Raw genomic sequence first — 12,788 nt, 5'->3', positions numbered from 1 at the left:
TTTGCGCGTACTGGTAATCAAGACCTCATCCCTGGGCGACGTGATCCACGCCTTGCCGGCGCTGACCGACGCGGCGCGGGCGATCCCCGGCATTCAATTCGACTGGGTAGTGGAAGAAGGCTTTGCCGAGATTCCCACCTGGCACCCGGCGGTCGACAAGGTGATCCCGGTGGCGATCCGCCGCTGGCGCAAAAACATCTGGCAAACCATCAAGAGTGGCGAGTGGCGGCGCTTCAAGCAGCAAGTCCAGTCGACCAAATACGATCTGGTGATCGACGCCCAGGGCCTGCTGAAAAGCGCCTGGCTGACCCGTTATGTGCGTGCGCCCGTCGCGGGTTTCGACAGAAACTCCGCCCGCGAGCCGATGGCTGCGCGTTTCTATTCGCGACGCCTCGCCGTTGCGCGAGGGCAACACGCGGTGGAGCGTCTGCGCCAGTTGTTCGCCGTGGCGCTCGGATATGACCTGCCCAAAGGCCTGGGCGACTACGGCCTGAGCACTGAAAAGCTCCTGGGCCTGCCGCCGAAAAAACCTTTTGTGCTGCTGTTGCACGGCACCACCTGGGACACCAAGCACTGGCCCGAAGCCTACTGGCGCGAGCTGGCCGAGCGCATGGGCCGCCTGGGTGTCGACGTGAAATTGCCGTGGGGTAACGCCGCCGAAAAAGCCCGTGCCGAACGCCTGGCCCAGGGCCTGCAAAACGCCGAGGTGCTACCCAAGCTGAACCTGGCCGGTGTGGCTCGTGTATTGGCCGGCGCTCGCGCCTGTGTGGCGGTGGACACCGGTCTCGGCCACCTGGCCGCCGCGCTGGATGTGCCGACCATCTCCCTGTTCGGCCCGACCAACCCCGGCCTGACCGGTGCCTACGGCAAGCGCCAGATTCATCTGGCCAGCGACTTCCCCTGCGCGCCGTGCCTGCAAAAGCAATGTACCTATCAACCGACGGCCGACGACCTGCGTCGGTTCGACCTCAAGCGCGAGTCGCCCCTGTGCTTCACGCGCCTGAACCCAGAGCGTGTGGCAAGCCGACTGAGCACGTTGTTATTGGCTGAGGAGCTGCACTGATGCAACTGGCTTTTGTGCTGTACAAATATTTCCCCTTCGGTGGCCTGCAGCGCGACTTCATGCGCATCGCCCTGGAGTGCCAGCAGCGCGGTCATCAGATTCGTGTGTACACGCTGATCTGGGAGGGCGACATCCCGCCCGGCTTCGAAGTGCTGGTGGCGCCGGTCAAGGCGTTCTTCAACCATCGGCGCAATGAAAAGCTCAGCGCCTGGATGGCTGCCGACCTGGCCAGGCGCCCGGTGGACCGCCTGATCGGCTTCAACAAAATGCCCAACCTGGACGTGTACTACGCCGCCGACGGTTGCTTTGAAGACAAGGCGCAAAACCTGCGCCACTCGCTGTACCGCTATTTCGGCCGCTACAAGCACTTCGCCGAGTACGAACGCGCAGTGTTCGCCAAGGACGCCAAGACCGAAGTCCTGATGATTTCCGAAGTGCAGCAGCCGCTGTTCATCAAGCATTACAACACCCCGGTGGAGCGCTTCCACCTGCTGCCACCGGGCATTGCCCAGGACCGCCGCGCACCGCCGAATGCCGCCGAAATCCGTGAGGGTTTCCGCAAGGAATTCAACCTCGGCGACGACGAGTTGCTGCTGGTGCAGATCGGCTCGGGCTTCAAGACCAAAGGGGTCGACCGCAGCCTCAAGGCCGTGGCCGCGTTGCCGCCTGAATTGAAAAAACGCACGCGCCTGTTTGTAATCGGCCAGGACGACCCCAAGGTATTCCAACTGCAAAGCGCCACCTTGGGCTTGGGCGATAACGTGCAGTTCCTCAAGGGCCGCAGCGATATCCCGCGTTTCCTGCTGGGCGCCGACCTGTTGATTCACCCGGCGTACAACGAAAACACCGGCACCGTCTTGCTCGAAGCCCTGGTGGCCGGGTTGCCGGTGCTGGTCTCGGCGGTATGTGGGTATGCCCACTACATTGCCGAGGCCGACAGTGGCCTGGTACTGGATGAGCCGTTTGAACAAGCGCAGCTCAACCAGTACCTGACGCACATGCTCACCGACACTGCACAGCGCGCGGCCTGGAGCCGCAATGGCCTGGCCTTCGCTGAGACGGCCGACCTTTACAGCATGCCGCAGCGCGCTGCGGATGTGATTCTGGCGGAGCCAAAACGATGAAGTTGATTCTTGCCGAACCGTTCAAGACATTGTGGGCCGGGCTTGATGCCTTTGCCGAAGTCGAGAAACTGCAAGGCCAGGTATTCCGTGAGCTGGCGGCGCGCCGCACGCTGCGCACCGTGGTGGATGGCCGTCCGTATTTCGTGAAGATCCACCGTGGCATCGGCTGGGGCGAAATCTTCAAGAACCTGATTACCGCCAAGCTGCCGGTGCTGGGCGCAGGCCTTGAATGGGCGGCGATTCATCGACTCCAGTCACTCGGCGTGCCGACCATGACCGGCGTGGCTTTCGGCGAGAAGGGCAGCAACCCGGCGGACCAGCACTCGTTCATCATCACCGAAGAGCTGGCGCCGACCCTCAGCCTCGAAGACGTCACGATCAATTGGGTCGCCGAACCGCCTGCGCCCGCGTTGCGTCATGCCCTCACGGCCGAGCTGGCGCGCATGGTTGGTGATATGCACCGGGGTGGCGTAAACCACCGCGACTGCTACCTGTGCCACTTCCTGCTGGACACCGCCAGGCCCATCGATGCGAACAACATCAAGCTGTCGGTGATCGACCTGCACCGCGCTCAACTGCGTGCCCATCTGCCGCTGCGCTGGCGCGACAAGGACCTGTCCGCGCTGTACTACTCGGCGCTGGATATCGGCCTCACCCGTCGCGACAAGCTGCGTTTCCTCAAGGGCTACTTCCGCCAGCCGCTGCGCCAGATCCTCGCTGAGCAATCGGCGTCACTGAGCCTGATGCAGCGCAAGGCCGACAAGCTGTATGCGCGCAAGCTGCGTTATGGGGATGCGATCTGATGGCGGGTTGGAACCTGGAACCTGCGTACGCCAGCCTGGCGGATGATTTCGGCAACCTCGAAGCGGTCTTCGCCCTGCAAGGCGAGCGCCTGACCCGCGATCCGCTGTCGGAAGTGATCCGCGTGGAGCGTGGCGGGGTCAACTATTACGTCAAGCGCTACATTGGTGCCGGCAAAGGGCTGCGGCGCTACCTGGGCAAGCCGCGGGTCAAGTCCGAATGGCAGAACCTCAAGCGTTTCGCCAAATGGGGTATTCCCACCGCTGATGTGGTTGCCTGGGGGCTGGAGCGAAAGGGCCTGGCCTATGATCGTGGGGCAATGATCACCCGCGAGCTGCCGAAGACCGAAGACCTCTCGGTATTGGCCGAGCGCAACGATGCGCGCCTGCGCGACCCCAAGTGGGTCGACGCGGTGAGCCGTCAGCTCGCCGAATACACACGCACCATGCACGATCATCGCTTTACCCATAACGACTTGAAGTGGCGCAACCTGTTGATCGATGACCAGCAGACCCTGTACCTGATCGACTGCCCCAACGGCGATTTCTGGCGCGGGTTCTGGCTCAAGTACCGCATCACCAAAGACCTGGCCTGCCTGGACAAGGTGGCCAAGTATCACTTGTCCGCCACCCAGCGCCTGCGTTTCTACATGCAATACCGTCAGCGCCGACACCTGAGTGCAGCGGACAAACAGCGTATTCGCCACGTGGTGAAGTTTTTCGAGGGACGTGAATGAGTGATTTCCTGGCGGCTGAAGACCGGGCGCTGCTGGAGCGCAACGGCTTGGCGACGTTCGACGCCCTGTGGGCCAAACAACTGGATGCAGTGGATGAACCCAACACCAGTCGCGGCGGCTGGAGCAGCGTGTTTCGTCTGGAGCTGGACGGCCACGGTTATTACCTCAAGCGTCAGAGCAACTACCTGACGCGCAGCCTGCACCGTCCCTTTGGCGAGCCGAGTTTCTCCCGCGAGTTCCGCAATATCAGTCGTTACCGCAAGCTCGGCATCCCTGCCTTGCAGGCGGCTTTCTACGGCGAGCGCAAGGTGGGCGGCGAGCATCGCGCCATGCTGCTGACCCGTGCCCTGGACGGCTGGAATGACCTGGATTCGCTGCTGGGGCAGTGGCCTCAATTGAGCGACGCCCAGCACCACGCGATCCTGCTGGCCTGCGGTCAGCTTGCGCGCCGGTTGCACAGCGTCGGCCAGGTGCATGGCTGTTTTTATCCCAAGCATATTTTTATGCAGGCCACCGGCGACGGCTATGCCGCGCAGTTGATCGACCTTGAGAAAACCCGCCCGCTGCTGTTCGGCTGGCGCGATCGGGTCAAGGACCTGGAGCCGTTGTTGCGACGTGCACCGCAGTGGTCGGATGAACAGGTGCGCCAACTGTTGGCCGCCTATCTTGATCAATCGAAGGACAGCGCGCTGGTCACCAGCTGGCTGCAGAAACTGACCGCGCGCCGTAGTCACAAGGAAAACCGTTGATGCGTCTGTCCGAGCTTAAAGCCGCCGGCCGTAACCCCGGGCTGCCACTGACCCTCGAACTGGCCGATGCGGCCGGCCCGGGCCAGTTGCAACTGCTGAGCCTGTTACGTGTGCTGCCGGGCGAGCGTTATGTGGGGGCGGCGGTCTGGCGCGGTCGTCCGGTTTTGGCCAAGTTACTGGTGGGCAGCAAGGCGGCGCGGCACTTTCAGCGTGAACTCAGCGGCGTGCGCCTGCTCGCCGAGCAAGGCCTGACCACGCCGTTGCTGCTGGCCGATGGCTTGCAGGAAGGCGAGGGCGGCTGGCTGCTGTTCGAGTTCATCGAGGGCGCCGAAAGCCTGGCCGCTGCCTGGCAGGCCGTCGAAGACCTGCCGCCGCTGGCTGACGAACAAACCGCCGTGCTGGCCGAAGCGCTGGGTGCCATTGCGCAGATGCACACCAGGGGCCTATGGCAGGAAGACCTGCACCTGGACAACCTGCTGCGCCAGGACGGCAAGCTGTACCTGATCGATGGCGCCGGGATCCGCGTCGAAGAAGCGGGTAAACCGCTCTCACGCAACCGTGTGCTGGAAAACCTCGGGGTGTTTTTCGCCCAGTTGCCGAAGAATATCGAGCCGTTTACCGAAGAGCTGCTGGTGTACTACCTGCTGAGCAACGGCGAGCACGCCCTGCCGCTGGAAGCCCTGGAGAAACAGGTGCGTAAAGTCAGTGCCTGGCGCCTCAAGGACTTCCTGAGCAAGGTCGGCCGTGAATGCACGCTGTTCAGCGTGGTGCGCGGCGCCTTTGCCTTGCGCGCGATCCGGCGGGAAGAGGAACCGGCCATGCTGCCGGTGCTGGAACAGGCTGACGCACTGCTGGACCAGGGGCATTTGTACAAGACCGGCGGCGCCGCCAGCGTGGCCAAGGTCGAGGTGGCCGGTCGGCCGCTGGTAATCAAGCGCTATAACATCAAGGGCTTCGCCCACTGGCTCAAACGCTTCTGGCGTCCGAGCCGTGCCTGGCACTCCTGGCGCGAAGGCAACCGCCTGGCGTTCCTCGGTATCGCCACGCCCAAGCCGCTGGCGGTGCTGGAAAAACGCTTCTTCTGGTTGCGCCGTCGCGCTTACCTGGTCACCGAATACCTGCCCGGCCCAGATATCATCGAGCGCTTCGCGCCGTACGTTGAAAATGGTGACGCGCCGGAAAACGAACTGCAGGCGCTGGATCACCTGTTCGCCGAGCTGATCCGTGAACGCATCAGCCATGGCGATTTCAAGGGCCACAACCTGTTCTGGGACCAGGGCCGCTGGTCGCTGATCGACCTGGACGCCATGTGTCAGCACGGCTCCGAGGCGAGCTTCGCCCCGGCGTATGCCAAGGACCGGGCGCGGTTCATGCGTAACTGGCCCGAAAGCAGTGCGTTGTACCAATTGATTGATCAGCGGTTGCCTCGAGACATCAACTGATCAGAACCGATACTCCGCCCCGGCGCCTGCATACCACGAACGTCCAGGCGCCGCTTCGTAGTAGCGGTTATTGCCGTCGCCGACGATCACCGAGCCGACGTACTGGCGGTCGAGCAGGTTGTCCAGGCGCAGGGTCTGGTGGAAGGTCCAGTGTTCGACTTTCTGCTCAAAGCGGGCGCGCCAGTTGAATACGCTGTAGGCCGGGGCGGCGTGTTGGCTGTTGGTGTCTTCGACGTAGACCTGGCTGCGGTACATCCCTTCGAGGGCGGTGCTGACCCAGTCCCTTGGTTTCCAGCTCAGTTCTGCGAACAGCGTGGTTTGAGGGACTCCCGGCAGGTAGTTGCCCTTGTCGACGGCGGTGTTGCCGCTGACGAAGTCACTGTCGTAGGTGGCTTGCAGGCGGGTGTAGGCGAGGTTGGCGCTCCAGTGCTCGCTGAGCTGGCTTTCGATGCCCAGTTCGAAGCCGCGGCGCAGGGTGCGGCCGGCGTTTTGGTAACTGGTGCGGCCGTCTTTGGATTGAGCGACCACTAACTCATCTTCTGTAGTTATCTGGAATACGGCCGCATTGATCCTGGTATTTTTCACTTGGGCCTTTAATCCCACTTCGTACTGTGTGCTCTCTGACGGTTTCAAGCCGAAGTTGAAGCCCTCCACATTGCCCGGCGCATAGGCCAATTCGGCCTGGGTTGGTGTTTCGAAGCCTTTGCCCGCGCTCACATAACCATGCAGTTCAGGCGTGAACGCATACATCACGCTCATTGACGGCGTATTTTTCTGATAGGTCTTGTTGCCGCTGGAATCGCCGTTGCTGAGGAACTGGTCGTCAACGTCCAACTGCATGGTGCTGTGCCGGACGCCGGCTTGCAGGGTCCAGCGGTCGAGGGCCCAGTTGGCCTGGATATAGGGGTCGAGACTGCGGGCGGTGTCGATTTCATCGCGGCGCAGTTGGCCTTTTACGCCGAGGGTGTTGCCGCTGTAGTTCTGGTAGCCGTGGCGACTGTCTTCGCTTTGATCGAAATCCAGGCCGGAGATGATCATTAGCTCGCCCGGTGCGCTTTCAATAGGCTGTATCCAACGCACGCTGCCGCCATAGAACTTGCGGTCGAATTGCACCACGCCGCCGCCACGCTCGTTGGCGGGTGTGCCCTTTGGAATCGACAAATACTGAATCACACTCCGCCGCCCCGTATATCCGTTCACCTGCAGTGTCGCATCGCCGAAGTACCGCTCGTAATTCATTCCCAATTGCTGATGATCGATGCTTTTACGCGTGTTGTACGTCAGCGCGTTGGCGCTCACCGAGCGTGGGTCGGCCTTGTACGCTGCCCAGGTCTGCCCCAGCGGGTCCTGGGTGCCGTTCTGCTGCAGGCTGCTGTAGATCAGCGCCAGCTTGCTGTCGTCATCCGGCTGGACATTGAGCTTGGCGAAGGTCTGGTCGCGGCGTGCGCTGCTGTGGTCGCGGTAGCCGTTGGTGTCCATGCGCGAAGCGTCGAGCACGAAACCGGCGCCGTTGGTCGCGCCTTCGGCGTTCAGGTGGTTCTTTTTCAGGCCGTCGCTGCCCACCAGGGTCTCGGCGCCGATGCGCGGTGGGCCTTCGCCGTCGCGGGAGAACATCTGGATCACGCCGCCGGCATTGCTGCCATACAGGGTGGCGGCAGGGCCGCGCAGCACTTCGATGCGTTCGGCGGTATCGAGGTTGAAGGTGGCCGCCTGGCCCTGGCCGTCCGGGGTACTGGCGGGGATGCCGTCGGCAATCAGCTTGATGCCGCGCACGCCGAACGCCGAGCGGGCGCCGAAGCCTCGGGAGGAAATCTGCAGGTCCTGGGCATAGTTCTGGCGGTTCTGCACCACCAGGCCAGGCACGCGGGACAGGGCCTCGGAGGCGTTGATGCCCAATTGGCCGTCGCTGATCTGTTCGCGGCTGATGCCGTCCACCGAGTACGGCAGGTCGAAGGTCGGGCTGGCGCTGCGCGAGCCGGTGACCACGCTGGGGTCGAGGACCAGCGGAGCGTCGTCGGCCCGAGCGGCATCGCTCAGGGCCAACAGGCCAGGCAACAACAAGGTGAAGCGGGCGAGGGTTTTCATCAGTCAGCCGGAATCCATGGCGCGCATAGGAGGTAGACGCGCAAAGGGGCGCGAGTTTAGTGGCTCAGGCGATTTTTATCATTTGGGAATCGTCCTACGCTGCAAATCAATTTTGCTGCTTTGGGTCACCCACCTTGGCGATGGTAGCGTGGTCAGCCTTGGCAATAACAATGGCGGACGGGCCATAAGGAGAGGGTCATGAGAATGGGGTCGAAAGTCTTGTGCAGTGCGCTGTCGCTTGTGTTGACGGGCTGCGGAACCATCAATACGGTCTTCCGGCCCGACGCGGTCACCAGCCAGAACCTCAAGGACTCGCGCAGTCACTGCGAAAACGTGCCGCGCATCTACAGCGGGGTGATCTACGGGTTCTGCACGCTCAATGGGGAGCCGGCGCCCGACAAGAGCCTGAAGGACAAGAGCCTGATCGACCATGACGGGAGCATGCTACCCTTTGTCGCGGTCGAGTTTGTCGCCTCCGGCGTGCTGGACACCCTTGTGCTGCCCTACACCGTTTACCGTCAAAGCCGGGACGGCAGCATCGAGATCTTCCGCTGATCCCTCTTGACGCTCGCCGCTAACAGCTTCCTTTCGCTTTTACGCTATAATCCCGCCCTTTAGCTGTTTCCCGCCCAGGCGGGGAGCACACTTTTTTCAGGCGCAACCCGCCTGCATGCAGACTAAAAGAGGCTAGACCCCTGTGGCATTGACGATTCTTGGCCTGTCCGGCGCCCTTAGCCATGATCCTTCCGCAGCCTTGTATATCGACGGCAAGCTGATCGCTGCCGCCGAAGAAGAACGCTTCGTACGCGACAAACATGCAAAGAACCGCATGCCCTACGAGTCGGCGAAGTTCTGCCTGGAACAGGCCGGTATCAAGCCTTCCGACGTTGACGTGGTGGCGATCCCGTTCGCCCCGATCAGCCTGTTCGGTGAGGCGCGCTGGCATTACGCCAAGCGTTACTGGTACGCCCCGGACCGCGCCCTTGATGCGATCCTGATGGGCAACCGTCGCTACAAGCGCTATCGCAACAAGATCGTCTGGTGCCTGGAGCAACTGGGCTTCGATCCGAAGAAAATCAAGATCGAACCGGTTGAACACCACCTGGCCCACGCTTCCAGCGCCTACCACTGCTCCGGCTTCCAAGAGAAAACCGCGATCCTCGGGATCGACGGTAAAGGTGAGTACGCCACCACGTTCTTCGGCTACGGCGAAAACGGCAAGATCCACAAGATCAAGGAATTCTACGACCCGGACTCCCTGGGCGGCCTGTACGGCGCGATCACCGAGTTCCTCGGTTTCGAGATGCTCGACGGTGAGTTCAAGGTCATGGGCATGGCGCCGTATGGCGACGCCAGCAAGTACGATTTCTCGCGCCTGGCCTCCTTCGAGAACGGCGAGCTGGTGATCAATACCGACTACGCCAACGTCATCGGCCTGCGCCGTTATAAAGAGAAGGGCAAGGGTTTCTACTTCTCGCCAAAACTGATCGAGTGGCTGGGTCCCAAGCGCGAAGGCGATATCGCCGACGAGCCGTACATCCACTACGCCGCCAGCATGCAGGCGCTGTTCGAGAAGCTGGCCTTGCAGATGATCGACCACTACCTGGGCGACATCCTCAAGGACACCGGCAAGCTGGCCTTCGCCGGCGGCTGCGCGCTGAACGTCAAGCTGAACCAGAAAATCATCGCCCGTGATGACGTCAAGGAGCTGTTCGTACAGCCAGCCTCCGGCGATGCCGGTACTGCCGTGGGCGCGGCGGCCTACGTGTCCCACGCCCGGGGTGTGCCGGTGGAGAAGATGGAACACGTCTACCTCGGCCCGTCCTACAGCAACGAAGACGTGATCGCCGCGTGCGCCAGGCATGAGAGCAAGCCGAACTGGCGCAAGATCGAGAACATGCCCCAGCGCATCGCCAGGATCATGGTCGACGGCAACCCGGTGGCCTGGTTCCAGGGCCGCATGGAGTTTGGCCCGCGTGCATTGGGCGGCCGCTCGATCATCGGTTGCCCGAGCGCTACCGGCGTGGCGGATCGCATCAACCACCAGATCAAGTTCCGCGAGCGCTGGAGGCCTTTCTGCCCGTCGATGCTCGACACCGTCGCGCCGCAGATGATCAAGGTCGACCACCCGGCACCCTTCATGACCTTCACCTTTGAAGTGGCCGAAGAGTGGAAGACCCGCGTGCCGGAAGTGGTCCATGAAGATGGCACCTCCCGCGCTCAGGTGCTCAAGCGCGAGTACAACCCGCGCTACTACGACATGATGAAAGAGCTCGAAGTACTGACCGGCAACGGCGTGTCCCTGAACACCTCGCTCAACCGTCGCGGCGAAGCGATGATCTGCTCGCCGACCGACGCGCTGAACATGTTCTTCGGCTCCGACCTGCAATACCTGATCATGGAAGACATTCTGGTCGTCAAGGACGGCGTGGACCCTTATGACGCCGTGGTCTAAATGCTGAACCGCTTCCAGGCGTGGCGTGAGCGTGGCTGGGCGCCTGTCGAGGCCGAGGTTTACGCCCAGGCCTGGCAGCGGTTTGGCGGAAGCGTTGCAACCCATCCGCAGGTTGTCGAGCGCTTGGCGGGCCTGGCGCAGATTCCGGTGCGTTACCTGGGCTGGGAACAGGACGGTGAACTCCGAGGGGCGATTGCCACCTGGGGGCGCGACCTGGCCCTGTCCAAGGACGTACTCAAGCGCAGCGGCAAGAAAGGCCTGTTTGACCTGGGCAATGCCGAGATCATCCTGCCGATCACTGCCGATGCCCAGTTGCCGGTGCGCCATCGCGGGCGCTACCTGTCAGCGCTGAACGAGGGCCGCATCAGCACCCTCAAGTCCCAGGCCGAGCAGTTGGCCATGGCGCGTACCCCCGAAGACCTGTCGAAGAAGTTTCGCTACAACCAGCGCCGCGAACTGCGTCTGCTGGAAGAGGCGGGCGGCGTGGTGCGGGCGGTGAGCGAGTTTTCCAGTGTGGAGCTGTCGGCGATCTACTGCGATCTGTTCCAGCGCCGCTGGGGCTTTGCCGCCACAGGCGCCGAGCGCCTGGCTGAGGTGCTGGAGCTGCTCAAAGAGTTCCTGATCGGCTCGGTCCTGTTTCTCAACGATGCGCCGATTGCCGTACAACTGGTGTACCGCGTCGAGGCGCCGGAGTGGATCAGCATCGAGTACGTCAATGGCGGTGTCGACCCTGAAACCCGGGCATTCAGCCCCGGCAGTGTGCTGAGCTTCCTCAACACCCAAAGCGCCTGGGAACAGGCGCGGGCCGTGGATAAACCGCTGCGTTTTTCCTTCGGGCGTGCCGACCGCGAGTACAAGGAACGCTGGTGCAACCCGGTGCCGGTGTTCAGCGTATGAGCCGCAAACAGCAACTGCTCAAGCGCCACCGGCGCAATAAACGCATTGCGCTGCTGATCGGGCTGCTGCTGTTGATCGCGACCGGTGTGCTGGTGGCCTGGTGGTTGCCGCTGATCCTCGCGGTCGTGCTGTGGGTGGTCCATGAAGCCTGGTTTGCCGACCACCTGTTTTATTCGCCCAAGGACGACTACCAATACAGGTTTGCGTCGAGTGGCCAGCAGGTCGGGCTGCGTCTGGAAGGGAGCCGACTGCTGGCAGAGACACCGCTCGAGCTGGCAGGCGATGAAACGCTGATCGTCGAAGTGCAGCTCAAGAGCACCCTCTGGGGGCGTTTGTTTGATCCTGCAGTTGATTTTCTGGACGATCGCCAGGCGTTCGAGCGCGGGGTTGCCGGCAAGCGTTGCCTCAATCTCACCGGTTCGGCGGCGGCATTGGCCGGCGGTGAACTGCGCCTGCGCGGGCGCTTTTGTCGCGTGATCGGCCAGCCGGTCTTGTGGGTGTTTCGCCAGCCAGATGCTGCCCGCCAGCGGGTGATGGTGATCGCCCCTCACGCCGATGATGCTGAGCTGGCTGCCTTCGGTCTGTACAGCCAGGCGGATGAAAGCTGGATCGTGACCCTGACCGCAGGTGAGATCGAGGCCGAGCACTATCAGCAAATGGGCTTGCCCAAGGCTGAAGCGGCGCGGATCAAAGGGCGCCTGCGTGCCTGGGACAGCATTGCCGTGCCGCGCTGGGCCGGTGTGCCAGAGGCGCACTGCGTGCAGTTGGGGTATTTCTGCCTGCAACTGTCGGCCATGCGTGACGCCCCCGATCAACCCCAGGCATCGCGCGAAGCGCAGTTGGACGATACGCGGCTGTTCCGCCAGTTCAATGCCTTGGCGTTGCCGGGGGATGTGGACGGTGCGCCGACCTGGAACAACCTGATAGCCGACCTGCGGGCGGTGTTGCTCAAGGCGCGTCCCGAGGTGATTGTGTTGCCGACGCCAGTGCTCGACCCCCACCCTGACCATATCTGCGCGCACACCGCGGTGGTGCAGGCGCTGCAGGGGCTTGAGTGGCAACCGACCACGTTGCTTGGTTATGCCAACCATCTGCATGATAACGACCGTTGGCCCATGGGGGATTCAGGCGCCGGCATCGCTTTGCCGCCGCAGTTCGATGCCGCCCAGGTACTTGAGCCCTATTGCCGGGTGCTCAGCTTGAGCCAGCAGCAGGACAAGGCCATGGCGCTGGGTATGATGCATGATCTGCAGCCCCGTGCACCGTTCAAGCGCCGGGTGCGTCGTCTGTTGCAGCAATGGCTGGCTGGCCGTGGTCCATCGCCTTACGGCGAGAACGAGTTTTTCCGCAAGGCCGTGCGCCGCCACGAGCTGCTTTGGGTGCTGAAGCAGGACTGAAATTGACTTTTTTCGTCGGGCTGCCCGCGTGCAGTAGCC

General features: G+C 62.5%; 11 protein-coding genes. 10 read left to right on the top strand and 1 reads right to left on the bottom strand.

All coding sequences use genetic code 11. The features are described 5' to 3' along the window. Position 1 precedes the first annotated feature (1 nt). Genes waaC through BM110_RS12030 form a run of 6 tightly spaced genes read left to right on the top strand, consistent with a single transcriptional unit; the run spans position 2 to position 5,915 of the window. The gene (gene waaC, locus BM110_RS12055; RefSeq protein ID WP_093513455.1) at positions 2-1,063 is read left to right on the top strand and encodes a lipopolysaccharide heptosyltransferase I; all 1,062 of its coding nucleotides are present in this window, start codon (positions 2-4) and stop codon (positions 1,061-1,063) included. After that, a complete protein-coding gene (locus BM110_RS12050) occupies positions 1,063-2,187 on the top strand; it encodes a glycosyltransferase family 4 protein (RefSeq protein WP_092246541.1) in 1,125 nt (374 codons plus the stop codon). The genes waaC and BM110_RS12050 overlap by 1 nt, the downstream gene beginning before the upstream one ends. After that, entirely contained in the window at positions 2,184-2,990 is an 807-nt protein-coding gene (rfaP, locus tag BM110_RS12045; RefSeq protein WP_093513454.1) for a lipopolysaccharide core heptose(I) kinase RfaP, read from the top strand. Before BM110_RS12050 ends, rfaP begins: the two co-directional genes overlap by 4 nt. Continuing rightward, positions 2,990-3,724, top strand: a complete 735-nt coding sequence (locus tag BM110_RS12040; protein ID WP_093121300.1) for a lipopolysaccharide kinase InaA family protein — start codon at positions 2,990-2,992, stop codon at positions 3,722-3,724. Before rfaP ends, BM110_RS12040 begins: the two co-directional genes overlap by 1 nt. Continuing rightward, positions 3,721-4,473 carry a lipopolysaccharide kinase InaA family protein gene (locus BM110_RS12035; RefSeq protein WP_093121299.1) on the top strand — a complete coding sequence of 251 codons (753 nt, stop codon included), beginning with the start codon at positions 3,721-3,723 and terminating at the stop codon, positions 4,471-4,473. Before BM110_RS12040 ends, BM110_RS12035 begins: the two co-directional genes overlap by 4 nt. Next, a complete protein-coding gene (locus BM110_RS12030; RefSeq protein WP_093513453.1) occupies positions 4,473-5,915 on the top strand; it encodes a lipopolysaccharide kinase InaA family protein in 1,443 nt (480 codons plus the stop codon). The genes BM110_RS12035 and BM110_RS12030 overlap by 1 nt, the downstream gene beginning before the upstream one ends. Here BM110_RS12030 and BM110_RS12025 read toward each other — a convergent pair whose 3' ends face one another. Next, entirely contained in the window at positions 5,916-8,000 is a 2,085-nt protein-coding gene (locus BM110_RS12025) for a TonB-dependent receptor family protein (protein WP_093513452.1), read from the bottom strand. Between the two features lie 198 nt (positions 8,001-8,198). Between BM110_RS12025 and BM110_RS12020 the strand changes: the two genes are divergently transcribed. The 4 genes from BM110_RS12020 to BM110_RS12005 all read left to right on the top strand — a co-directional run bounded on the left by BM110_RS12020 (position 8,199) and on the right by BM110_RS12005 (position 12,749). Continuing rightward, positions 8,199-8,555 carry a YceK/YidQ family lipoprotein gene (locus tag BM110_RS12020; RefSeq protein ID WP_092246553.1) on the top strand — a complete coding sequence of 119 codons (357 nt, stop codon included), beginning with the start codon at positions 8,199-8,201 and terminating at the stop codon, positions 8,553-8,555. 142 nt (positions 8,556-8,697) lie between these two features. Next, positions 8,698-10,455, top strand: coding sequence for a carbamoyltransferase family protein (locus tag BM110_RS12015; RefSeq protein ID WP_092246556.1), 1,758 nt, complete (start codon positions 8,698-8,700; stop codon positions 10,453-10,455). Continuing rightward, positions 10,456-11,352: an antimicrobial resistance protein Mig-14 gene (locus tag BM110_RS12010; RefSeq protein ID WP_093121296.1), complete on the top strand. Its 897-nt coding sequence runs from the start codon at positions 10,456-10,458 to the stop codon at positions 11,350-11,352. Further along, positions 11,349-12,749, top strand: a complete 1,401-nt coding sequence (locus BM110_RS12005) for a PIG-L deacetylase family protein (RefSeq protein ID WP_093513451.1) — start codon at positions 11,349-11,351, stop codon at positions 12,747-12,749. The genes BM110_RS12010 and BM110_RS12005 overlap by 4 nt, the downstream gene beginning before the upstream one ends. Positions 12,750-12,788 lie beyond the last annotated feature (39 nt).

Origin of the sequence: Pseudomonas sp. NFPP28, assembly GCF_900115535.1 — a bacterium.
Classification (GTDB): domain Bacteria; phylum Pseudomonadota; class Gammaproteobacteria; order Pseudomonadales; family Pseudomonadaceae; genus Aquipseudomonas; species Aquipseudomonas extremorientalis.
This window is presented reverse-complemented; position numbering and strand designations above follow the sequence as displayed.